The following is a 23,421-nucleotide window of genomic DNA, read 5'->3' as shown; positions in this document are numbered from 1 at the left end:
AAGCTCCCGAGGGGCGCGAAGCGCGCAGAAGCTCGGCTAAAGGCGCGGGCGCGCACGGAAGCCCGGAGAAAGGGCCGGGCGCGCACGGAAGCCCGGAGAAGGACAAGAAGTCGACGCCCGCCACGGCTCCGGGCACTCTTGAAGCGACCCACCTCTTGGCAGGGCCTCCCGCAAGAGGCAGGTTGCCATGGAGAGCACCCGGCCGAGAGGAGCCGCCCGGCATGACCACGAAGATCCTCATCGTCACCGGCGACGCAGCGGAGTCCCTGGAAGTCCTCTACCCCTACCAACGTCTGCGCGAGGAGGGCTACGAGGTCCACATCGCCGCTCCCGCCCGCAAACAGCTCCGCTTCGTCGTCCACGACTTCGAACCCGGCTTCGACACCTACACCGAGAAGCCCGGCTACACCTGGCCCGCCGACCTCGCGTTCTCCGAGGTCGACCCCGGCGAGTACGCCGCCGTCGTGATCCCCGGCGGCCGCGCGCCCGAGTACCTGCGCAACGACCCCGAGCTGCGGAAGATCCTCAAGTCGTTCTTCGACACGGACAAGCCCGTCGCCCAGATCTGCCACGGCCCGCTGCTGACCGCCGCGGTGGACGGCCTGACGGGCCGCCGCGTCACGGCGTACCCGGCGCTGGAACTCGACATGCAGAGCGCCGGCGCGACCTTCCAGGACATCGAGGCGGTCGTCGACGGCACGCTGGTCTCCTCCCGCGCCTGGCCGGACCACCCGGCGTGGATGCGCGCCTTCCTGAAGGTGCTGCGCGCGAAGGCACCGGTGACCTGACCCGGCCGCCACGATCCGCCTCCGCCCGGCGTCGCGGGGCCGCGAGGCGGGCCGGAGGCCGGTAGGGCCGTGCCGGGGCTCGAGGCCCGCACGGCGGGGATGGGGTGGTGGGGCAGGCATGAGCCGTCGGGGGGCGCAGGGGCGCCCACAGCCGGCTTACGGCCATGGTGCGGGGCCCGCGGGGCCGGGCTCCGCGCCTGCGGGACCCACAGGGGCGGGCAGGGCAGGGGCGGGGTTCCCCGCCGGACCCACAGGGCGGGTCCGTGCCGTACCCGTCGTGAGCAACGCCGGGTCAGGAAGCGATCCGCTCCGCCGTCTCGACGGCCTCCTGGAGAGTGTCCACCACGGGCACGCCGACCCCCTCCAGGCTGGCCCGGCTGTGCGATCCCCCGCTGTAGAGCACGGCCCGCGCCCCCACGTGCAGCGCCGCCACCGCGTCGTCGGCGGCGTCCCCGATCACCACGGTGCGTCGCGCGTCGATCTCGGTCAGGGTCTCCAGATGGCGCACCATGTGCTCGGCCTTGCTGCCCCCGGACGGACCGGTCCGCCCGTCGACCCGCAGGAAATAGGGCTCGATCCCGAAGCCTCGGACCAGCGGAACCAGTTCGTCGTGCACGTACATGCTCAGCAGGGACTGGCTGCGGCCTGCCGACCGCCACCCGGCGAGCAGCTCCGCCGCCCCGGCGGTGAGCCCGCACCGCACCCGGTGCTCGGCGTAGTACCGGTGGAAGACCTCGTCCATGACCTCCCATTCGGCCTGGGTGGGCAGTCTTCCCAACAGCCGCTCGTAGAACCTGGGCACCGGCACGCAGTACAGCGCCCGGTACCGCTCGAGCGTGATCGGCTCCAGCCCCAACTCGACGAACGCCGCGTTCGTCGCTCCGATGATGGCGTCGTTGTCGTGGAACAGCGTCCCGTTCCAGTCCCACACGATGTGCGCCCCGGCCTGCTTCCCCATACCCGCAAACGTACCCGCCCCCACCGACAACCGGGAGAACGGGAACGCGGGACGCAGGGGCTCACAGACTCCGGGGACGGGGCCGCGGACCGGCGCGCCGCCACGAGGGCGGGTCACGAAACCACCTCCGGGCCCTTCCCCTTCGGTGCCGTCGTCAGCCGCCGTCAGCCGCCCGATCCCACCAGGTTGGCGATCTCCTGCGGGGCGAACCACAGCAGCTCGTGGTCCTCGGCCCCGTCGACCACGAACTGGGCGTCGTCGTCCCCCGCGTCCGCCGCCGGCAGCGCGTCGGCCGCGGCGGTCACGTCCGACACCGCGTCGACGGCGTCGACGTGCACGGCGGCCGCCTTGGCCAGCGGCACCGCCCCGGCCACCCGGACCTCGCCGAGCGCCGCCGGCTCCAGGGCGCGGTCGGGGTCGGACGTGGCCGCGCCGTCGGCTACGTCGACGGCGATCACCACGCGCCGCCGCGGCGCCGCGGGGTCCACCGCCAGCAGCCGCAGCGAGGCGAGCGCGGCCCGGCCGAGGGCCGCGTACTCCAGTTCCTCGATGTCGTCCGACAGGTACCACTCGCGCAGTCCGGGCGTGACCGCGTACGCGACGATCGGCCCGGACGACCCCAGCTCCCCCGTTGTGTGCGCCTCGGCGAGACCGGGGAGGGTCAGGGGGACGTAGACGCGCATGGTGGGCCGCTCTTTCGTGGTCGAAGGCTCAGCTCGGTGTCCCCCGCATCTCCGGAGGGCCTCCAGGATACGACCCCGGGCGTCCCCTTTCGGGTCCCATCCCGCCCCCTCGCAGCCGTCCACCTCAGGCCTCGAAAATCACCCCCCACACCGCCACCACCTGCACTTTCCATGTCTCAGGCCACCCTGATAGGTGAAGTGCCCTCCCACACCGAAGTCACCCGGCGCTCACTTGCCGTCACGTTCCGCGACCGCGTACAAGATCCACGACGCAAGTTACCGCCCGGTAGAAGATCTCGGCCGGGCCAGCGAACGGGGACACCCATGAACAAGGTCATGACGAGGACACAGCGCACCCCCGGCAGCCGCCCTCCGGGCCGCGGCGACACGCGCCGCCCCGCCGGCACCCCGCCCCGTGTCCCGACCGGCGGGACCCGCCCCGCGCCCGCCGGCGGCCGCCCGCCCGGCTCGCCGGTCACCCCCGCCCCCGCCCGCACCCGCCCCGCCGACAACCGCCCCCCGACAGCCGTCGGCACGTCCCACGCCGCGCCTCCCACCGCGTCCCTCACCACGCCGCCCACCGCCGGCGCCCAGAACCGTCGCGGGCCCCTCATCCAGCCCGGACAGCCCAGCACCACCGACCTCTTCGCCGAACGCCTCCTCGCCGTCCTCAGCGGCCGCCGCCCCGTCCACTCCATGCTCCGCCACACCGTCGGCCGCGCCTACGACGACCTGGCGCACCTCGCCGAGAGCGGCGCCCTGCGCACCACCCACGGCAGCAACCCCGTCGTCCGCGACATCGGCTACTACGTCGCCCGCCCCGGCGCCCTGGAGGTCTTCGCCCGCATCGGCGCCGGCGACCGCCTGCGCGCGATGGCCTTCCGCCTGGAACGCGGCACGGACCGCCGCTGGCGCTGTACCGCGGTGGAACTCGGCGGCCCCCGCAGGCCCCACACCGACGACGACTGAGCATCCCCGCCCCCACCCCGTGGGCGACCTGCCCGCACCACTGCACGAACGCCGGAGGGCCGGACCACCCTCAGGTGATCCGGCCCTCGAAGCCCCGCCCCTCACACGGCCACGCCTACTCCACGTGGCTCCCTCTCGCGACCAGGGCTCGCGGCCGCCTCGCCCGGCTGCTTCCCGCGACTACCGTGACGCCTACTTCTTGCGACGACGGCCGGCCTTGGCCTGCTTGCGCCGCTCCGCGCGCGTCAGACCGTCGGCCTCCGACCGCACGGGCTCCTCGTCGCTGTCGAAGTCGCCCTCGACGGTGCCCCCCTCGCCGTCCACGGTCGGCGCCGAGAAGTGCAGGTTCCGCCGCTGCGGGGCGTCCAGACCCTTGGCGCGGATCTCCGGACGGACCTGCGCCGGCACCACGTCCTGCTTCTCCATGTCGACCGGCGCCGCGTCCTCGACCGGCACCTCCTCGACCTGCTGCTCCACCTGGACCTCCAGGTTGAACAGATAGCCGACGGACTCCTCCTTGATGCCGTCCATCATCGCGGAGAACATGTCGAAGCCCTCACGCTGGTACTCGACCAGCGGGTCCTTCTGCGCCATCGCGCGCAGGCCGATGCCCTCCTGGAGATAGTCCATCTCGTAGAGGTGCTCACGCCACTTGCGGTCCAGGACCGACAGCACGACCCGCCGCTCCAGCTCACGCATGATCTCGGAACCGAGCTGCTTCTCCCGCGACTCGTACTGCTCGCGGATGTCGTCCTTGATGGATTCGGCGATGAACTCGGCGGTCAGCCCCGCACGGTCGCCGGCCGCCTCCTCCAGCTCCTCCACGGTGATCTTCACCGGGTACAGCTGCCTGAAGGCGCCCCAGAGCCGGTCCAGGTCCCAGTCCTCGGCGAAGCCCTCCGCCGTCTCCGCCGACACGTACGCGTCGATCGTGTCGTCCATGAAGTGGTGGATCTGCTCCTGAAGGTCCTCGCCCTCCAGGACACGACGCCGCTCGCCGTAGATGACCTCACGCTGCCGGTTGAGGACCTCGTCGTACTTCAGGACGTTCTTACGCGTCTCGAAGTTCTGCTGCTCGACCTGCGACTGCGCGGACGCGATGGCTCGCGTGACCATCTTGTTCTCGATCGGCACGTCGTCCGGCACGTTCGCCATCGACATCACCCGCTCCACCATCTGCGCCTTGAACAGACGCATCAGGTCGTCACCCAGCGACAGGTAGAAGCGGGACTCGCCCGGGTCGCCCTGACGGCCGGACCGACCCCGCAGCTGGTTGTCGATACGCCGCGACTCGTGCCGCTCGGTGCCCAGCACATACAGCCCACCGAGCTCCTCGACCTGCTCCTTCTCCGCCCTGACGGCCTGCTCGGCCCTCTCCAGGGCGGCCGGCAGCGCCGCGGCCCACTCCTCGATGTGCTCCTCCGGGTCGAGACCGCGCTGACGCAGCTCCGCCTCGGCGAGGTCCTCCGGGTTGCCGCCCAGCTTGATGTCCGTACCACGACCGGCCATGTTCGTGGCCACCGTCACGGCGCCCTTGCGGCCCGCCTGGGCGACGATCTGCGCCTCACGGTCGTGCTGCTTGGCGTTCAGCACCTCGTGCTGGATACCCCGCTTGCTGAGCTGCTGCGACAGGTACTCGGACTTCTCGACCGACGTCGTACCGACGAGGATCGGCTGGCCCTTCTCGTGCTTCTCGGCGATGTCGTCGACGACCGCGTCGAACTTGGCGACCTCGGTCCGGTAGATCAGGTCCGACTGGTCCTTGCGGACCATGGGCTTGTTCGTCGGGATCGGCACCACACCGAGCTTGTAGATCTGGTGGAACTCGGCGGCCTCGGTCATCGCCGTACCGGTCATGCCGGACAGCTTGTCGTAGAGGCGGAAGAAGTTCTGCAGGGTGATCGTCGCGAGCGTCTGGTTCTCGTCCTTGATGTCCACCCCTTCCTTCGCCTCGATCGCCTGGTGCATGCCCTCGTTGTAGCGGCGGCCCGCGAGGATACGGCCGGTGTGCTCGTCGACGATCATGACCTCGCCGTCGATGACGACGTAGTCCTTGTCCTTCTTGAAGAGCTCCTTCGCCTTGATGGCGTTGTTCAGGTAGCCCACCAGAGGCGTGTTCACCGACTCGTAGAGGTTGTCGATGCCCAGCCAGTCCTCGACCTTGGCGACACCCGCCTCGTGGATGGCGACCGTGCGCTTCTTCTCGTCGACCTCGTAGTCACCGGTCTCCTCCAGGCCCTTCAGCGGGTTGCCCGCCTCGCCGCGCTTGAGACGCTGGACCAGCTTGGCGAAGTCGCCGTACCACTTGGTCGCCTGGTCCGCCGGACCCGAGATGATCAACGGCGTACGCGCCTCGTCGACCAGGATGGAGTCGACCTCGTCGACGATCGCGAAGTTGTGGCCGCGCTGAACCAGCTCGTCCTGGGACCACGCCATGTTGTCGCGCAGGTAGTCGAAGCCGAACTCGTTGTTCGTGCCGTACGTGATGTCACAGTTGTACTGCTCGCGGCGCTGGGCCGGCGTCATGTTGGCAAGGATGCAACCGACGGACAGACCCAGGAACTTGTGGACGCGACCCATCATCTCGGAGTCACGCTCGGCCAGGTAGTCGTTGACCGTGATCAGATGAACGCCGTCACCCGACAGAGCGTTCAGATACGCGGGCAGGGTACCCACCAGGGTCTTGCCCTCACCGGTCTTCATCTCGGCGACATAGCCGAGGTGCAGGGCCGCACCACCCATGATCTGCACGTCGTAATGACGCTGGCCCAGAGCGCGCTTGGCGGCCTCACGAACCGTGGCGAAGGCCTCCGGAAGCAGGTCGTCCAGCGTCTCACCATCGGCGTACCGCTGCTTGTACTCATCGGTGAGGGCCCGCAGCTCGGCGTCGGAGAGGTCGACGAAGTCCTCTTCGATGGAGTTGACCTGGTCCGCGATGCGGTGCAGCTTGCGCAGGATCTTGCCTTCGCCTGCACGCATGATCTTCGAGAGGACGGACACGGGGGTTGGTCTCCTTGCCGGTCGGGCCTGGGACGGTCGGTTTCACTTGACTTACTGAGCAACGGCCATCGTATGCGAGGACCCCGCCACGCCGGGAGGCCTGCCGCGACGCGGACCGCACACCGCCTCACGGCAGCGCCCGATCCCTCCTCCACAGACACAACGGCCGGGCCCCACCGATGGTGCCACGCAGGGAAGACGAATTGCGCGAACGGTGATCACCCGATCACACACCGCTGAAACGTGGCGCCCGGTCCGCCCGACGCGCAGAATCGGCCGATGGAGCCCGTCACCCTCACCACCGACCGCCTCGTCCTGCGCCCGGTCGGCCCCCAGGACACGGACGCGGTCCACGCCGCCGCCCAGGACCCCGACATCCAGCGCTGGACCACCATCCCCTCCCCCTACCTCCTCGAACACGCCCGCAGCTTCACCGAACAACTCGCCCCCGAAGGCTGGGCGAACCACTCGATGTTCACGTTCGGCGTCTTCCTCCACGACACCAGCCTCACCGGCCTCCTCAGCCTCACCATGCGCTCCCTCGGCACCGCCGAGGTCGGCTTCTGGGCCGCCAAGGAACACCGTGGCCGCGGATACACCACCGAGGCCACCCTCACCGCCTCCCGCTGGGCCTTCACGCACCTCGCCGTCGACCGCGTCGAATGGCGCGCCGAGGTCGGCAACACCGCCTCCCGGACGGTCGCCGAACACGCCGGCTTCACCCTGGAGGGCACCCTGCGCTCCGCCCTCAACAACAAGGGCGTACGACGCGACTGCTGGGTGGCCTCCCTGCTCCCGTCGGATGTGGGCCTGCCCTCGGCGGCGCCCTACCTCCCGGCACCACCGCACCCCGGCCCCGCCCACGACTGAGCACCGGCGAACCCACAGCTCCCCCGCTCACTGTCAGACCCACCCCCTATCGTGCGCACCATGACGACCCCGCCCCCCGCCACCGAAATCTCCGCGGCCGAGGCCCGCCGCATCGCCCTGCGCGCCCAGGGCTTCCTCGGCACCCCCGACCGCAGAGCCGGCGTCCGCGGCGTCCTGCGCCACCTCGGCGCGGTCCAGCTCGACACCATCTCCGTCCTCGCCCGCAGCCACGAACTCATTCCCTACGCCCGCCTGGGAGCCGTAGGGCGCACCACCGTCGAGGACGCCTACTGGAAGCCCACCCCCGGCACCGAGGCCCGGCCCCACGCCTTCGAGTACTGGTCCCACGCCGCCTGCGTCCTCCCCATCGAGGAGTGGCCCCACTTCGCCTTCCGCCGCCGCGCCTACCGCAACCGCCCGCACTGGAACCACAGCCTCCCCGAGGGCACCTACGACCAGGTCATCAAGCAACTCCGCACCGAGGGCCCCCTCACCGCCACCGAACTGGGCGGCGCGAAGAGGACCAGCGAATGGTGGGACTGGTCCGGCACCAAGGTGGCCGTGGAACGCGCCCTGATGTACGGCGAAGTGGTCTGCGTCGAACGCCGCGGCTGGAAGCGCGTGTACGACCTCGCCGAACGCGCCGTCCCCGCCGACCTGCTGCACGACGAACTCGACGACACCGAATGCCTGCGCCGCCTGGTCGGCCTCGCCGGCCGCTCCCTCGGCGTCGGCACACGCGCGGACATCGCCGACTACCACCGCCTCAAGGGCGAACAGGTCGACGCGGTGATCGCCGACTCCGGCCTGGTCCCGGTCACCGTCGAAGGCTGGGGCAGACCGGCCTGGGCCGACCCGGCGGCCCTGGAGACCCCGCCGCGCGGCCGCCACCGCACCACCCTGCTGTCCCCGTTCGACTCCCTCATCTGGGAGCGGGCCCGCACCGAGCGGATCTTCGGCTTCACCCACCGCCTGGAGGCCTACGTGCCCAAGCCCAAGCGCGTCCACGGCTACTTCGCCATGCCGGTACTCGCCGGCGGCCGGCTCGTCGGCCGCGTCGACCCCGCCCGCGAGGGCCGCACCCTCGTCGCCCGGCAGATCACCCTGGACGGCCCCAAGGCCGTCCCCGCCGTCGCCCAGGCCCTGATCGAGGCAGCGAGCTGGGTGGACTGCACGGACGTACGAGTGGAACGGGTCGACGCCCCCGAACTACGCGCCCCCCTCACCCGGGAACTCGCCCGCGCCCTCGCCTGACCGTCGCCCTACCGGATCTCGAGGATCTTCTCCCGCATCGCGTACACCACCGCTTCCATCCTGGAGTGCAGCTGCAACTTCTCCAGAATGTTCCGCACATGGTTCTTCACGGTGTTCTCCGAGATGAACAACTCCTTGGCGATGTCCCGGTTGTTCATTCCCGTGGCGACAAGCTTCAGCACTTCCAGCTCACGGTCCGTCAACCGTGGCGCGGGCACCAGCCTGCGCTCGTCGGTCCGCTGGATCATCGACTTGAACTCGGTGAGCAGTTTCGACGCCATCGAAGGGCTGATCTGCGACTGCCCGTCCGCCACCGCGCGAATGGCCGTGGCCACCTCGTCCGTGGAGATCTCCTTCAGGAGATAACCCGTCGCACCCGCCTTGATCGCCTCATAGAGATCGGCCTCCTCATCGCTGATCGTCAACATGATGATCTTCGCGCTGGGAGCCACCTCCTTGATCGAGGTGCACGCCTCGATACCCCCGCGTCTCGGCATCCGCACGTCCATCAGCACGATGTCCGGCAGCAGATCGGCCGCCTTGTCCACGGCCTCGGCGCCGTCACCCGCCTCACCGACGACCTGGATGTCCTCCTCCGCGGCAAGCACGATCTCCAGCCCACGGCGGAACAGAGCGTGGTCGTCCACCACCAGAACCCTGATCGGCTCCTTGCGGGGAGCGCCCCCGTCCGGGCCCGTGCCGACGACGCCGTCGACGGCATCCCCGTCATGCATCGGTCCGAAGCTGTCCGCCATCGTTCCTCCCCCTGAAGGCTGTGGCCGTGGTCGAGTGCCATCGCCAACGCAAGGCAACGACCCACCGGTTGAGCCGTTGCCGCCATGATTCCATGCCCGGACGGCAACGCGGTGACGAAGCGATGCCCGAGGGGGCTCACACGGATGCCCCTGGGGGCGCACACGCGCTCCAGGGGCACCTGCTCAGTTGTCACCGGGGCGGGTCAGCCGCCCAGCGTGCCGCCCGCCTCGGGGGAATGCGCCTGAGCGACCATCGGGTCCGTGTTGAGGTGGATGACACCGTAGTCGTAGGCGTGCCGCCGGTAGACGACGCTCGGCTCCTTCGTCTCGGAGTCGACGAACAGGTAGAAGTCGTGCCCGACCAGTTCCATCTCGTAGAGAGCCTGGTCAAGGGTCATCGGGGCGGCCACGTGGGTCTTCTCGCGCACCACGAGGGGGCCGTCGCCCTGCACCTCCAGCGATCCGATCTTCTTCGTCGGCACACTGTCGGACTCGTCGGACGGGACGGGGTGGCCGTTGCTGCCGAGGGTCGCGACACCCGGGACGTGGTCGGCGACCTCCGCCGCCGAGATCCGCCGCGCGCCACGCCGGGTGTAGCGCTTGTCGTGCTGCTTGCGCAGCTGGGCGTCCAGCTTCTCCGCCGCCAGGTCCAGTGCCGCGTACGGGTCACTGGCCGCCGCCTCCGCCCGGATCACCGGACCGCGCGAGCGGAGCGTGATCTCCACCCGGTCGCACCGGTCGGCCTGTCGGGGGTTGGGCTCCTTGGACACCTCGACGTCCAGGCTCATCACCTTGCCGTCGAGCTTCTGGATCTTCTCCAGCTTCAGCTTCTCGGCCACGTGCTTGCGGAACCGCTCGGGCACCTCGGTCTTGCGGCCCTTGACGACGATGTCCACGCAGAACTCCGTTCCCGGATCGCTCCGCATCTGCGGCGGAGCATTTCCCTTTTGCACCAGGTTCCGGTGGCACCGGAACCGCGGACTCGGTGACTTCCACCTCCTCCTCCCCCATGGGCGACATCTCCACCCCGGGTGCTGCGGGTGATTACCGAAAACCCACAGCAGGGCATTCGGATCGAGAGGTGTGGCCTGCGGCTTTCCCTCACAACCGAACATATCTCGCCCGGACGGATGTCGTCACCCTCTACTGCGGCGTACCTCCGTTCAGATGAATTAGTCCTCTCATTACGAGCAACGACCCAAGTCGTCGGTCAGTTCCGGTTCATTGCGAAGGCGTCCGGCGGTGCCGCGACGACGGCCGCGCACAGCAGGCCGCCCGCCCCTACCGCACCCACCGGCCCTACCCAACCCGTCCCTTCCTTCCGCGCCCCGTACGGTCGTACCCCTCCGCCTTCCCGACCAGCGTCCCCGTACACGGCCACCACACCTTCTTCACCCCCCGCCCACCGGGCCGCCTCCACCACCCGCTTCGCGGCCGTCGCCGCCCGCACGGCACGCGCCGCCTCCGCGAGAGAGGCCCCCGTCGTCACCAGATCGTCGACGAGCACCACCGCACCGGCGCCGCACAGCAGCCGCGCGCCACCGGCCACCACCGCCAGCGCGCCGGCCAGATTGTGCAGCCGCTGCCGCGAGTCGAGTCCCGACTGATCGGCCACCACCCGCCGCTGCCGCAACACCGCGGCCACCCGCACCGGCAGCCCGGCAGCCCGCAGCTCCGCGGCCGCGGCCAACGCGATGCGCCGGACCGGATCATGACCACGGGAACGGGTGGCGCGGGGCGCGGAGGGGACGGGGACGAGGAGGACGGCTCGGGCTGGTGGGGGTGGGGGCCCCTCCCCCACCCCCACCTCCCCCAACCCCACCCGCACCGCCCCCGCCAACGCCGTCCCCAGCGGTCGCGTCAGCGTCAGCGCGCCGCGCTCTTTGTGGGCCAGCAGCACGGCTCGTACCTCGTCCGCGTACCGGGCGGCCGCGTGCACGGCGGGCAGCCCGGGCGGCTCGGGATGCGGCCGTACCCGGCGGGGCATGCTGCCGAGGAGGGCGACGCGGCACTCGGGGCAGAGCACCGTGCGCGCCGTGCCGCAGCCGCCGCACTCCGCCGGGAGCACCAGGCCGGAGAGGTCCTGCCACCACCGCCGAACGCTTTCCACGCGGATCACTGTGCCAAGGACGGCGAGGGTCTGCCACGCCTGTGGAAAACCCTCGGTATGGCGTTGTGGAAAACTCCGGTGGGCCGGAAGGACCGGAAGGACCGGTAGGACCGGAAGGACCGGTCCGGCGGGGCGCCCCCTGGGGGCAGAGGCCCGTCAGAGGGCGACCGGTGTCAGCCCGGATAGAACACGACCGGCCCGGTCTCCTTCAGCGTCCGCCAGCCGCTCCCGCCGGGCAGCCAGAGCAGGCCCTCCTTGGAGGTGGCGAAAAGCGGTGCTTCGCTGTCCTCGGAGGCGGCGATGCTCGTGACCTCGGTGAGGCCGGGAAGCGTCCCGGTCTCGGGGATCGAGCCGTCGCACTGGACGTACTGGACCTGTTCGACTCCGCCGGCTTCGCGGCCGACCACGACGAGCCTGTTGTCCCCGGCCCATGACATGGCCGTGACCTGTTCCAGGTCGGGGGTCGCGGAGCGCAGTTCCTGGACGGCGACGGTGGGCCGCTCGCCGCTCTTGTCGCGTTCGATCCGCCCGATGAGCAGTTGCTGCTTGCCGCCCTGGTCGACGACGAGCGCGATCCGCACACCGTCGGCGGCGACCCGTACGGTGGTGATCCGTCCGTCCAGGCCGGGGGTGAGGACCTCCAGCGGCTGGCCGCCGCCCTTCTCCAGGAGGAGCAGGCGCGGGTCGGCGGGGTCGCGGTCGGCCACCCACAGGTCGCCCTGACCGTCCCAGCTGGGTGTGGTCAGCCGGTCGGCCTCGGTCTTGCCCTTGCTCTGGAGGACGGGTTCGCCGAGGGTGTTGCCGGCGTCGGTGGAGGTGACGCTGAGCGTCCTGCCGTCGAGGGCGACGCCGGCGGCGCTGCGTTCGTCACGGGACACGGCGACCGAGCGCAGGGCCTTGGTGCCGTCGCCGAATACGCCGGGTACCGCTTCGGACCTGGCGCTGTCTCCGATGTTCGTCATGCGTGTCAGCCGGTGACGGGCGTCGATGAAGTACAGGTGGTCGGGTCGGTCCTCCGCTCCGCGTTCGGCGACGGCGGTGGCCCGGTCCTCGCTGAGGGAGCATAGCTGGTTTCCGCCGGCGCGGACTTCGACCTCGTCGACGGTGGGGTTGAGGCTTCGGAGGGTGAACAGGAGTTGGGCGGCCATTTCGTCGCACGTGCCGTGTCCGATGCCGGCCGCCTTGTCGTTGAGCGGCACCGTGAGCTTGTTCTGGTCGTCGAGCGCCAGTGAGGTGACGCCCTTGCTGAGTGCGGTGCCGGTGGGGAAGCTGGAGCGGACCACGGGTCGCAGCCAGCTGGTGGGCCCGTTGAGCAGGGAGCGCACCATCTCGGTCATGGGGTCGACGCGTTCGCGGACGTAGACCGGGTCGGCGACGGCCATGGGCTGTCCGGAACCGGCGGACGTGGTGTGTGAGGCGAAGTAGTACTTGTTGAGCGACATGTAGTTGCGCTGGAAGTCCGACTTGCCCATGACGACGCCTTCGGGCAGCGTGTCGATGCGCCAGTGTCCGGTCTTCTTGTCGCGGGTGAGGTGCACCGTCTGGTCGTAGTCGCCGGAGGCGGGTGTGTACGACTGCTGCGCGTCGATGGTGGCGACGCGGGTGCCGGTGAGCCTGAACGCGAACCCGTCGCTGTCCTCCCTGCCGCCCGAGCGGTCGGCCTGGGTGCCCGGTCCGTCCGCGAGGACCGTGGTGGAACGTTCGGGTTCCCACTGTCGCGCGGCGCTGGTGGTGAGGTACTGGCGTGCGGTCGCGTAGCTGGGGTCGTCGCTGGTCAGGGCTTCGAGGAATCCCTGGACGATCTCGGCGGGCGGTGCGTCGTCACGGGGTGGCAGGGCGAAGACGCGGACCTGTGTCTCCTGGCGGGGGGTGGATTCCACGCCGCGCAGGTCGCCGCTGTCGGGCATCGAGGCGCATCCCGCCAGCAGTACGACGCCACACGCGGCGTACGCCGTCCCGCGCACCGGCGTGCGCCGGCGGCCCCCCTCGCGGTCAGCGCCCACGAAATGCCTCCCCTTGCTCGTTCGCCGCGTCGGTGTCCCTGTCGGTCCGGCCGGGTGCCTCACCGTGTGTCCTGTCCCTGGTGGGCGGGTCCGGCGGACGTGTGCCGGAGGCGGGCCGGGGAACGACGCGCGCGCCGTTCCCGGGCAGTGCCGTCGGGTCGGCGGTGGGGGCGACCGTGCCCTGCCGGGGTGCCAGGGGTGCCCGCCCGGGCGATCGCCGCTCGCCGGCGGGCTGGACCGGCACGGTGGCGCTCTTCTCGCTTCCGCCGCGCGGCAGGCCGGCTTCGTCGAGTCCGCGGTTTCGGCGGGAGTCCTTGGGTTCCAGGGGTATCGGTGAGCCCCTGAGGGGTTCGTCCGCGGTCCTGGGCAGGGTGAGCCGGAACTGTGAGCCGCCGCCCGGTTCGCCCCAGGCCTGGAGCCAGCCGCCGTGCAGGCGGGCGTCCTCCAGGGCGATGGACAGGCCGAGTCCGGTGCCCCCGGTGGTACGCGCGCGTGCCGGGTCGGCGCGCCAGAAGCGGCTGAACACGCGCGTGGCTTCGCCGGGCTTGAGTCCGACTCCGTAGTCGCGGACCGCGATGGCGACGGCTCCCCCGGCGCTGGCGAGTTTGACGACGACGTCCTTGCCGTCGCCGTGTTCGACGGCGTTGACGACGAGGTTGCGCAGGACGCGTTCCACACGGCGGGCGTCGGCCTCGGCGACGACGGGCTGCTGGTCGCCGCGGACGCGTATGGACGTGCCCTTGCGTTCGGCGAGCGGTGCGGCTCCGCTGACGACCCGGCGTACGACGTCACGCAGGTCGACGGGTTCGGCCTCGAGGGCGGCGGCGCCGGCGTCGAAGCGGCTGATCTCCAGCAGGTCGGCGAGGAGGGATTCGAAGCGGTCGAGCTGGTCGGCGAGGAGTTCCGCCGAGCGGGCGGTGACGGGGTCGAAGTCCTCGCGGGCCTCGTGGATGACGTCGGCCGCCATCCGTACGGTCGTCAGGGGTGTGCGCAGCTCGTGCGACACGTCGGACACGAACCGGCGCTGCATCCGTGACAGGTCCTCCAGCTGCTGGATCTTCAGCTGGAGGTTCTGCGCCATCTTGTTGAAGGCTTCGCCGAGCCGTGCGATGTCGTCCTCGCCGGTGACCTTCATCCGTTCCTGGAGGCGGCCGGCGGAGAGTCGTTCGGCGATGCCGGCGGCCATCCGCACGGGTGTGACGACCTGCCGCACGACGAGCCACGCGATGGCGCCGAGGAGTACGACGACGAAGAGTCCGGCGGTGGCGAGGGTGCCCCTGACGAGGCTGAGGGACTTCTCCTCCTGGGTGAGCGGGAAGAGGTAGTACAGCTCGTAGGGGTCGCCGTTGGGGTCGTTGACCCGCTTGCCGATGACGAGGGCCGGCTGGGACTCCTTGTCGCTGAGGTAGACGATGCGGGAGTACCTCTGGACGGCGCCGGTGCTGCTGTTGACGCGCTCGCGCAGGACCTCGGGGACGCTCTTGTTGGGGTCGACGGAGCCGGAGGCTCGTGGCCCGCGTCCGCCACCGCTGTCGTCGCCGGGGGGCAGGGTGACCACGTCGAAGGCGCCCTGACCGCCGCTGGACAGCGACAGCACGAGTTCGCTCATCCATTCGATGACGTTCTGGGAGGTGCGGCCGTCCGGGTCGTTGCCGTCGTCGGCGGCGGCTCCGGCCGCTTCGTCGGCCTTCTGTTTGGCCACGGCGAAGCCGCCGGTGGCCTGGCTCTGGGAGGCGTTGACCTTGGCGTCGAGCAGCCCGTTGCGGACCTGCCCGATGACGACGAAGCCCAGCAGCACGACGACGCCCAGTGACATCAGCAGCGTGGTGACGACGACCTTGAGCTGGATGTTGCGCCGCCACAGCCGCATGACGGGCAGCAGCGGCCGGCGCACCCAGCGCAGCAGCAGGCGCAGGACGGGGCTGTTGTGCACGCCGCCCTGGAGGAGGCCGCCGGCGAGGAGGCGCGCGAAGCGTGATCTCGTCCGCCGCGGTCCGACAGGCCGCTCCGGACGGGTCCCGGAACGACCGGGGGTCGAAGCGGCGCTGTCCCCGGACATGTCAGCTCGGTCCGGCCTTGTAGCCGACGCCACGCACGGTCACCACGATCTCCGGCCGCTCCGGGTCCTTCTCGACCTTGGAGCGCAGCCGCTGTACGTGCACGTTGACCAGGCGGGTGTCGGCGGCGTGCCGGTAGCCCCAGACCTGCTCGAGCAGCACTTCCCGGGTGAACACCTGCCACGGCTTGCGGGCCAGCGCGACCAGCAGGTCGAACTCCAGCGGGGTGAGCGCTATCGACTGCCCGTCCCGCTTCACGGAGTGACCGGCCACGTCGATGACGAGGTCGCCGATGGTGAGCTGTTCCGGAGCGGGCTCCTCGGACCTCCGCAGCCGTGCCCGGATCCGGGCGACCAGTTCCTTCGGCTTGAACGGTTTCACGATGTAGTCGTCGGCGCCCGATTCGAGGCCCACGACGACGTCGACGGTGTCGCTCTTGGCCGTGAGCATGACGATCGGTACCCCGGACTCCGCCCTGATCAGGCGGCACACCTCGATGCCGTCCCGTCCGGGCAGCATCAGGTCCAGCAGCACCAGGTCGGGCTTCGCCTCACGGAAAGCGGCCAGCGCCTTGTCGCCGTCGGCTACGAAAGACGGCTCAAAACCTTCACCACGCAGCACAATGCCGAGCATCTCGGCCAGTGCGGTGTCGTCGTCGACGACAAGGACTCGTCCCTTCATAAACGACATCATCCCATTCTCATAACAGTGACAGTGGCGCTGGTGAGCAGGGTCACTGGCCCGTGACGATAGTCGTAGGGAACGGTCACTGTCTGCCCCGGCCCCCGGCAGCGGGGATCAGCGCCCGCGCGGAGGCCGTCGGCGGACCCTTCCGCACCGCGGGGGACCGAAGCCCCCCGCGGTGCGGCCGGCGCCTCAGTCGGTGGTCACGCGCCGTGCCCTGGCGCACAGCTCCGCCAGCCCCTCGGCCGTCACCGGCGAGACGACGCCCTCCTCCGTGACGATCGCCGTGACCAGCTCGGGCGGCGTCACGTCGAAGGCCGGGTTGTACGCCTGTGTCCCCAGGGGCGCCACCGGGATCCCGGCCCCCGCTCCCGACATGGGCGCCTGCGGCGCGGCCATCTCCGTCACCTCGAACCCGGGCCGCTGCTCCACCTCGATGGACGCCCCGTCGGGGGTGTCCGGGTCGACCGTCGTCAGCGGTGCCACCACGATGAACGGCACGTGGTGATACCGGGCGAGCACGGCGAGCGGATAGCTCCCCACCTTGTTCGCCACCGAGCCGTCGGCCGTGATGCGGTCGGCTCCGATCAGCACCGCGTCGACCTCCCCGGCCGCGAACAGCGACCCCGCCGCGTTGTCGGTGAGCAGCGTGTACGCCATGCCCCTGCGCGCCGCCTCGTACGCCGTCAGCCGGGCGCCCTGGAGCAGCGGACGCGTCTCGTCCACCCACAGCCGCCGCAGCTTTCCCGCCCGGTGGGCCGCGAGAGCCACCGCGAACGCGGTCCCCTCGCCGCCCGACACCAGCGCGCCGGTGTTGCAGTGGGTGAGGACCCGGTGCCCGCCGCCGGGCAGCAGCTCGTCGAGAAGCGCCAGCCCGTGCTCGGCCATCCGGGCGCTGGCCTCGGCGTCCTCCCGGTGCAGCTGCCGGGCCGCGGCCAGCGCGGCCCGGGCGCCCTGTTCGGGGCCGCCGCCCTTGGCGATCTCCGCCTGATAGGCGTCGCGGGCCCGGCGCACACCGACGGACAGGTTCACCGCGGTGGGCCGGGCGCTCGCGAGTGCGTCCGCCGCCTCGTCCACGGCGAAGCCGCGCGCGGCGGCGAGCGCGACCCCGTACGCCCCGGCGATGCCGAGCAGCGGCGCCCCGCGCACTGCGAGCGAACCGATCGCCTCCACCAGCGACGACGCATCCGTACAGACCAGCTCCACCTCCTCGGCCGGCAGCCTCGTCTGGTCGAGAAGCACCAGCACGGGACCTTCGGGTGGTTCCTCCCAGCGAATCGTCGGTACCTCGGTGGGCCGCTTGTCATCGCCGGATTGCGCGTACTCATCAGCCATGCCGTCAGTGTGCCCGTTATCCGCCCGACAATCGAAGCGGTGCGGCCCGGACCGCGGCCGATCCGCCGTCGACCACCCCATGGCACGATGGCTCCCAACCTGCCGCCGCGACCGCGGACGGGCACCGTGAAGGAGCGACGATGAACGACACTCCGGGCTGGGCCTCGCCCGGATCCGCCCCGTCCGACGGACAGGAGCCCGGGACGTCCACGCCTCCCGAGCCCGCCGACCGACCCGGCGGCACGCGGCCCGCGGACCAGCCGGCCACGAAGCCGCAGGGTCCCGGCACACCGTGGTCCTCCCAGCAGCCGCCGCCCGGCCAGTGGTCCGCGCCGACAGGCCCTCAGAACCCGGCCCAGGCGCCTCCGCCACCGCCTCCCGGCCCCGGCTGGGGCACCCGCCCGCCCGCCGGCTACGGCGCACCAGGCGGCTGGGGCGGTGGGTGGGGTGGCCCCCCGCCCGCGGCCAAGCCTGGTGTCGTTCCCCTGCGCCCGCTCGGCGTGGGCGAGATCCTCGACGGCGCCGTCTCCACCATGCGCGCCTACTGGCGCACGGTCCTCGGCATCTCCCTGACCGTCGCCCTCGTCGTCGAGACCGTCGTCGTCCTCCTCCAGGGCCTGGTCCTGGACGAATCCACGAGCACGACCGCCCTCGGCGACGCGAGTGCCACGGTCGACGAACAGCTCGACGCCATGGGCGCCGTCCTGCTGAACTCCGGTGTCATCTTCCTGGTCAGCCTGGTCGGCACCATCACGGCGACCGCGCTCCTCACCGCCGTCACCAGCCGTGCCGTCCTCGGCAAGCCGGTCACCAGCGGTGAGGCCTGGCGCGACGCCCGCCCCCAGCTGCTCAGACTGTTCGGTCTGATCCTCCTGCTGCTGCTGATGGTGACGGCTGTCGCCGTCGTCTGCGTCCTGCCGGGCGCCCTTCTGGGCGGCGCCGCCGGCGACGCCCTCGCGGCCATGGGCAGCATCGCATCGGTCGTCGTCGCGGTGTCGCTGCTGGTCCGCTTCTCCCTCGCCTCGCCCACCCTGATGCTGGAGAAGCAGGGCATCAAGAAGGCCATGACCCGCTCCGCGAAGCTCGTCCGCGGCTCCTGGTGGCGGGTCTTCGGGATCCAGGTGCTCTCCCTGATCATCGCGAACATCGTCGCCATGATCATCGCGGTGCCCTTCGCCCTCCTCGGTGCCGCCCTCGGCCCCGGCGGTCTCAGCGCCTTCACGGACACCGACACCGAACTCGGCTGGACATACCTCGTCATCAGCGGAGTCGGCTCGGTCATCGGCTCCCTGATCACGTTCCCGATCACGGCGGGCGTCGCCGTGCTCCTCTACGTCGATCAGCGCATCCGCCGCGAAGCCCTCGACCTCGAACTCGCCCGTGCCGCCGGCGTCCAGGGCTACGGAACCCCCACCCCCGGCACCACCGCGGGGAGCTGATGCGGTGAGGTCCGCGGGGGGATTTCTCACGGCGACACCCGCCGGTCCACCCACGGCGGCACCGCCCGGCACGGCCGGTCCGGCCCCGACGGCCCTGTCGGGCGCCGCCGACCGTGCCGGGCAAGCCCTGCTGCGAGCGGCCGACGGCTCACCCCCGTCGTGGGCGCGCTCGGGCGGCGAACCACCGGTGACCGTCCCGCGCGATCCCGCACGCGAGGCGGCCCGCCGTGAGCTGTCCAAACGGCTGTACCACGAGAACGATCCCGGCCTCTTCGAGCGCGCCCTGAACACCTTCTGGGACTGGCTCGACCGCCTGTTCGGCGCCGCCTCGACCGCCGTCCCGGGCGGAGCGCTCGGCCTGCTCGTCATCGTCCTGGCCGTCGCCGCCGTCGTGGCCGCCCTCTGGTGGCGCCTCGGCACTCCACGCCGCCAACCCGCCTCCGCGGCCGCCCTGTTCGACGACCGCCCCCGCAGCGCCGCCGACCACCGCGCGGCCGCCGAGGCGCACGCCGCCCAGGGTTACTGGAACCAGGCCGTCCAGGAACGCATGCGCGCCATCGTCCGCTCCCTGGAGGAACGCGCCCTCCTCGACGCCCGCCCCGGCCGCACCGCCGACGAGGCCGCCGCGGAAGCCGGCCGCACCCTCCCCGCCCACACCGGCCGGCTCCGCTCCGCCGCACGCGACTTCGACGACGTCACCTACGGCGGCCGCACCGCGACCGAGCAGGCGTACCACCGCATCGCCGGCCTCGACCGCGACCTGGACGACACCAGGCCCCGACTCACCCACAACAGCGACCCCGACGCGGCACCGCACACCCGCCAGGGGACCGGATGACGACCGAGGCCACGCCCCCGGCCACCTCGGCGTCGCCCACCGCCCGCCAGGTGTGGACCCGCTCGCGCGGCGTCGCCCTCGCCCTCGTGCTCCTCCTGGCCGGCGCGGCAGTTCTCGCCGCCCTCCGCTCCGACGCCCACCGCGGCGCCCTCGATCCCCGGTCCGCGGACCCCTACGGCAGCCGCGCCGTCGCCGAACTGCTCGCCGAACACGGCGTCTCGACCCGCGTCGTCACCACGCTGGCCGAGGCCCGCGCCGCGACCGGCCCCGACACCACCCTCCTGGTCGCCGCACCCGACCTGCTGACGGAACGCCGGCAAAGGGAACTGCACGCGTCGACAGCCGACTCCGGCGGCCGCACCGTCCTCGTCGCCCCCGGCGCCTGGTCCGTCGAGACCCTCGCCCCCGGTGTCACCGCGGACCCCGCCACCAGCCGCGGCTCCACTCTCGACCCCGACTGCACGCTGCCCGCCGCACAGAGCGCCGGCAGCGCCGACACCGGCGGCATCCGCTACACCACCACCCGATCCGACGCCGACGAGTGCTACCCCAGCAACCGCCTGGCCACCCTCGTACGCGTCCCGGCCACCACCGGCGACGGCGACACAGTCGTCCTCGGCGCACCCGACATCTTCCACAACGACCGCCTCGACGAGCAGGGCAACGCCTCCCTCGCCCTCCAGCTCCTCGGCTCGCGCCCTCATCTCGTTTGGTACCTCCCCTCCTTGTCCGACACCTCCGCCGCGGACCAGGACGAGGAGAGGAGCTTCTTCGACCTGATCCCCTCCGGCTGGCTCTGGGGCACACTGCAACTCTTCGCCGCGGCAGCCCTCGCCGCCCTCTGGCGGGCACGCCGACTCGGCCCCCTCGTGCCCGAAAGACTCCCCGTCGCGATCCGCGCCTCCGAAACCGTCGAAGGCCGTGCCCGGCTCTACCGCAAGGCCGACGCGCGCGACCGCGCGGCCACCGCTCTTCGCTCCACCACTCGCACCCGCCTCGCCCCTCTCGTAGGCGTCCCCGGCACCCAGGCACACGCGCCCGAGGCCCTCGTCCCCGCGCTGACCGCCCATCTCCACCGAGACGGACAGTCCCTGCACCCCCTCCTCTTCGGCCCGCCACCCGCCGACGACACGGGCCTGATCGACCTCGCCGACCAACTCGACGCCCTCGAAAGAGAGGTACGCCGTCCATGATGGACCCGACCACTGACAACGCCGGGAGCACCGGGGACCCGGGCAGCGCCCGCGCCTCCCTCGAAGCCCTGCGCGCCGAGATCGCCAAGGCCGTGGTCGGCCAGGACCCCGCCGTGACCGGCCTCGTCGTCGCCCTCCTCTGCCGCGGACACGTTCTCCTCGAAGGAGTCCCCGGAGTGGCCAAAACGTTGCTCGTCCGCGCCCTCGCTTCCGCACTGGAACTCGACACCAAGCGCGTCCAGTTCACCCCCGACCTCATGCCGAGCGACGTCACCGGCTCCCTCGTCTACGACAGCCGCAGCGCCGAGTTCTCCTTCCAGCCCGGCCCGGTCTTCACCAACCTCCTCCTCGCCGACGAGATCAACCGCACCCCGCCGAAGACCCAGTCCTCCCTCCTCGAGGCCATGGAGGAACGCCAGGTCACCGTCGACGGCACGCCCCGCCCCCTCCCCGAACCGTTCCTGGTCGCCGCGACCCAGAACCCGGTCGAGTACGAAGGCACCTACCCCCTTCCCGAGGCCCAGCTGGACCGTTTCCTCCTCAAGCTCACGGTGCCCCTCCCCTCTCGCCAGGACGAGATCGACGTCCTGACCCGCCACGCCGAGGGCTTCGACCCACGCGACCTGCGCGCCGCCGGCGTACGCCCGGTGGCCGGCCCCACCGACCTGGAAGCCGCTCGCGCCGCGGTCGCCAAGACCACCGTCTCCCCCGAGATCACGGCCTACGTCGTCGACATCTGCCGAGCCACCCGCGAATCCCCCTCCCTCACCCTCGGAGTGTCCCCGCGGGGCGCAACGGCTCTCCTGTCCACCGCCCGCGCCTGGGCCTGGCTGACCGGCCGCGACTACGTCATCCCCGACGACGTCAAAGCCCTCGCCCTCCCGACTCTCCGCCACCGCGTCCAACTCCGCCCGGAGGCCGAGATGGAAGGCGTCACCCCCGACTCGGTCGTCACCGCGATCCTCACCCACGTCCCCGTCCCCCGCTGATGGCACTCACCGGACGCACCGCCCTCCTCGCGGCCCTGGGCTCCCTCCCCGTCGGCATCTGGGAGCCCAGCTGGACAGGCATCCTCGCGGTCAACGCCCCCCTGGCCGTCGCGTGCGCCTGCGACTTCGCCCTCGCAGCCCCCGTACGCCGCCTGCGTCTGACCCGCTCCGGCGACACCTCCGTACGCCTCGGCGACACAGCGGACGTCACCCTCACCATCACCAATCCCTCCCGACGCCCCCTGCGCGCCGACGTGCGCGACGCCTGGCCTCCCAGCAGCTGGCAGCCCGGCACGGAGATCACCGCCTCCCGCCACAAGGTCACCGTCCCCGCCGGCGAACGCCGCCGTATCACCACCCGCCTGCGACCCACCCGACGCGGCGACCGTCACGCCGACCGCGTCACCATCCGCTCCTACGGCCCTCTGCGCCTCTTCGCCCGCCAGGGCGCCCACAGGATCCCCTGGTCCGTACGGGTCCTTCCTCCGTTCACCAGCCGCAAGCACCTGCCCTCGAAACTCGCTCGTCTCCGTGAACTCGACGGCCGCACCAGCATCCTGACCCGCGGCGAAGGCACAGAATTCGACAGCCTGCGCGACTACGTGCCCGGCGACGACACCCGGTCCATCGACTGGCGCGCCACAGCCCGCCGGACCACGGCCACCGTCCGCACCTGGCGCCCCGAACGGGACCGCCACATCCTCCTGGTCCTCGACACCGGGCGCACCTCCGCGGGACGGGTCGGTGACGTTCCCCGGCTGGACGCCTCCATGGACGCGGCCCTGCTCCTGGCCGCCCTCGCAGCCCGTGCCGGCGACCGCGTCGACCTCCTGGCCTACGACCGCCGGGTGCGCGCGCTCGCCCAGGGCCGCACAGCGCGAGATGTGCTCCCCTCCCTGGTGAACACCCTGGCGTCCCTCGAGCCGGAGCTGGTCGAGACGGACGCCCGCGGTCTCACGACCACGGCCTTGCGCACTGCCCACCGCGGCTCACTGATCGTCCTGCTGACCGCTCTCGATGCCGCTCCGGTGGAGGAGGGCCTCCTCCCGGTGCTGCCGCAACTCACCCGCCGGCACACAGTCCTGGTTGCCGCGGTGGCCGACCCGCACATGGCCCGCATGGCCGCCTCACGAGGCACCGTCGATGCGGTGTACGAAGCAGCGGCCGCAGCGCAGGCGCGATCGGAACGTCTCCGCACCGCGGAAAGACTCCGCCGCCACGGAGTCACCGTCGTCGACGCCCCTCCGGACGAACTGGCGCCGGCACTGACCGATGCCTACCTCGCGCTGAAAGCGGCAGGCCGCCTGTAATGCAAAAAGGGCTTCTCTCTGGAAGCCCTTACGCCTGATACCACCCATAACGCGGAAAACCCCCGTGCCGAATGGCACGGGGGTTTCCCTCAAAAATTGTTCGGCGGCGTCCTACTCTCCCACAGGGTCCCCCCTGCAGTACCATCGGCGCTGTAAGGCTTAGCTTCCGGGTTCGGAATGTAACCG

Annotated in this window: 19 protein-coding genes and 1 rRNA gene; 9 read left to right on the top strand and 11 right to left on the bottom strand. The window is 71.3% G+C overall.

Annotated elements, in window-relative coordinates; translation table 11 throughout:
* Positions 1 to 221: 221 nt before the first annotated feature.
* On the top strand, positions 222 to 788 hold the full coding sequence (locus ACZ5Y0_RS19690) for a DJ-1/PfpI family protein (protein WP_469129957.1): 567 nt from the start codon (positions 222 to 224) through the stop codon (positions 786 to 788).
* Positions 789 to 1,080: 292 nt separating this feature from the next.
* Here ACZ5Y0_RS19690 and ACZ5Y0_RS19685 read toward each other — a convergent pair whose 3' ends face one another.
* Together ACZ5Y0_RS19685 and ACZ5Y0_RS19680 are read right to left on the bottom strand one after the other, a co-directional pair.
* Complete coding sequence (locus ACZ5Y0_RS19685) at positions 1,081 to 1,746, bottom strand: HAD family hydrolase (protein WP_469129956.1); 666 nt, start codon at positions 1,744 to 1,746, stop codon at positions 1,081 to 1,083.
* Positions 1,747 to 1,910: 164 nt separating this feature from the next.
* A complete protein-coding gene (locus ACZ5Y0_RS19680; RefSeq protein WP_469129955.1) occupies positions 1,911 to 2,429 on the bottom strand; it encodes a DUF6912 family protein in 519 nt (172 codons plus the stop codon).
* A gap of 324 nt (positions 2,430 to 2,753) precedes the next feature.
* Between ACZ5Y0_RS19680 and ACZ5Y0_RS19675 the strand changes: the two genes are divergently transcribed.
* Positions 2,754 to 3,398 carry an Rv3235 family protein gene (locus tag ACZ5Y0_RS19675; RefSeq protein WP_469129954.1) on the top strand — a complete coding sequence of 215 codons (645 nt, stop codon included), beginning with the start codon at positions 2,754 to 2,756 and terminating at the stop codon, positions 3,396 to 3,398.
* 192 nt (positions 3,399 to 3,590) lie between these two features.
* Here ACZ5Y0_RS19675 and secA read toward each other — a convergent pair whose 3' ends face one another.
* Positions 3,591 to 6,398, bottom strand: coding sequence for a preprotein translocase subunit SecA (gene secA / locus ACZ5Y0_RS19670; RefSeq protein ID WP_469129953.1), 2,808 nt, complete (start codon positions 6,396 to 6,398; stop codon positions 3,591 to 3,593).
* Between the two features lie 279 nt (positions 6,399 to 6,677).
* On the opposite strand from secA, the gene ACZ5Y0_RS19665 reads away from it, so the two are divergent.
* Together ACZ5Y0_RS19665 and ACZ5Y0_RS19660 are read left to right on the top strand one after the other, a co-directional pair.
* Entirely contained in the window at positions 6,678 to 7,268 is a 591-nt protein-coding gene (locus ACZ5Y0_RS19665) for a GNAT family N-acetyltransferase (RefSeq protein WP_469129952.1), read from the top strand.
* A gap of 60 nt (positions 7,269 to 7,328) precedes the next feature.
* Complete coding sequence (locus ACZ5Y0_RS19660; RefSeq protein ID WP_469129951.1) at positions 7,329 to 8,522, top strand: winged helix-turn-helix domain-containing protein; 1,194 nt, start codon at positions 7,329 to 7,331, stop codon at positions 8,520 to 8,522.
* 8 nt (positions 8,523 to 8,530) lie between these two features.
* Here the strand turns inward: ACZ5Y0_RS19660 and ACZ5Y0_RS19655 are convergent, their stop codons facing one another.
* The 7 genes from ACZ5Y0_RS19655 to mtnA all read right to left on the bottom strand — a co-directional run bounded on the left by ACZ5Y0_RS19655 (position 8,531) and on the right by mtnA (position 17,466).
* Positions 8,531 to 9,277 carry a response regulator gene (locus ACZ5Y0_RS19655; RefSeq protein ID WP_469129950.1) on the bottom strand — a complete coding sequence of 249 codons (747 nt, stop codon included), beginning with the start codon at positions 9,275 to 9,277 and terminating at the stop codon, positions 8,531 to 8,533.
* Positions 9,278 to 9,480: 203 nt separating this feature from the next.
* Entirely contained in the window at positions 9,481 to 10,173 is a 693-nt protein-coding gene (hpf, locus tag ACZ5Y0_RS19650; RefSeq protein ID WP_469129949.1) for a ribosome hibernation-promoting factor, HPF/YfiA family, read from the bottom strand.
* 314 nt (positions 10,174 to 10,487) lie between these two features.
* Positions 10,488 to 11,387, bottom strand: coding sequence for a ComF family protein (locus ACZ5Y0_RS19645; protein ID WP_469129948.1), 900 nt, complete (start codon positions 11,385 to 11,387; stop codon positions 10,488 to 10,490).
* Positions 11,388 to 11,560: 173 nt separating this feature from the next.
* Complete coding sequence (locus ACZ5Y0_RS19640; RefSeq protein ID WP_469129947.1) at positions 11,561 to 13,390, bottom strand: LpqB family beta-propeller domain-containing protein; 1,830 nt, start codon at positions 13,388 to 13,390, stop codon at positions 11,561 to 11,563.
* Positions 13,380 to 15,449 (bottom strand): MtrAB system histidine kinase MtrB, encoded by a 2,070-nt coding sequence (gene mtrB, locus ACZ5Y0_RS19635; protein WP_469129946.1) that lies wholly within the window; start codon positions 15,447 to 15,449, stop codon positions 13,380 to 13,382. Before mtrB ends, ACZ5Y0_RS19640 begins: the two co-directional genes overlap by 11 nt.
* A 1-nt stretch (position 15,450) precedes the next feature.
* Positions 15,451 to 16,140: a two-component system response regulator MtrA gene (mtrA, locus tag ACZ5Y0_RS19630; RefSeq protein WP_005316841.1), complete on the bottom strand. Its 690-nt coding sequence runs from the start codon at positions 16,138 to 16,140 to the stop codon at positions 15,451 to 15,453.
* A 183-nt stretch (positions 16,141 to 16,323) separates the two neighbouring features.
* On the bottom strand, positions 16,324 to 17,466 hold the full coding sequence (mtnA, locus tag ACZ5Y0_RS19625; protein WP_469129945.1) for an S-methyl-5-thioribose-1-phosphate isomerase: 1,143 nt from the start codon (positions 17,464 to 17,466) through the stop codon (positions 16,324 to 16,326).
* A 140-nt stretch (positions 17,467 to 17,606) separates the two neighbouring features.
* Between mtnA and ACZ5Y0_RS19620 the strand changes: the two genes are divergently transcribed.
* From ACZ5Y0_RS19620 to ACZ5Y0_RS19600, 5 genes are read left to right on the top strand one after another with little or no spacing between them, the layout of a single operon-like run.
* Positions 17,607 to 18,905, top strand: a complete 1,299-nt coding sequence (locus ACZ5Y0_RS19620; protein WP_469129944.1) for a DUF7847 domain-containing protein — start codon at positions 17,607 to 17,609, stop codon at positions 18,903 to 18,905.
* A 4-nt stretch (positions 18,906 to 18,909) separates the two neighbouring features.
* Positions 18,910 to 19,743, top strand: a complete 834-nt coding sequence (locus tag ACZ5Y0_RS19615) for a DUF4129 domain-containing protein (protein ID WP_469129943.1) — start codon at positions 18,910 to 18,912, stop codon at positions 19,741 to 19,743.
* Positions 19,740 to 20,936 carry a DUF4350 domain-containing protein gene (locus ACZ5Y0_RS19610; RefSeq protein WP_469129942.1) on the top strand — a complete coding sequence of 399 codons (1,197 nt, stop codon included), beginning with the start codon at positions 19,740 to 19,742 and terminating at the stop codon, positions 20,934 to 20,936. Before ACZ5Y0_RS19615 ends, ACZ5Y0_RS19610 begins: the two co-directional genes overlap by 4 nt.
* Positions 20,936 to 21,925, top strand: coding sequence for an AAA family ATPase (locus ACZ5Y0_RS19605; protein WP_469130147.1), 990 nt, complete (start codon positions 20,936 to 20,938; stop codon positions 21,923 to 21,925). Before ACZ5Y0_RS19610 ends, ACZ5Y0_RS19605 begins: the two co-directional genes overlap by 1 nt.
* On the top strand, positions 21,925 to 23,235 hold the full coding sequence (locus ACZ5Y0_RS19600; RefSeq protein ID WP_469129941.1) for a DUF58 domain-containing protein: 1,311 nt from the start codon (positions 21,925 to 21,927) through the stop codon (positions 23,233 to 23,235). The genes ACZ5Y0_RS19605 and ACZ5Y0_RS19600 overlap by 1 nt, the downstream gene beginning before the upstream one ends.
* 98 nt (positions 23,236 to 23,333) lie before the next feature.
* On the opposite strand, the gene rrf is transcribed toward ACZ5Y0_RS19600, so the two are convergent.
* Positions 23,334 to 23,421 (bottom strand): 5S ribosomal RNA (gene rrf, locus ACZ5Y0_RS19595); the annotation flags it as partial.

It is taken from the genome of Streptomyces sp. NPDC033216 (assembly GCF_055577115.1).
Note: the sequence above shows the minus strand (reverse complement) of the source record. Positions and strands in the feature narration are given on the sequence as shown.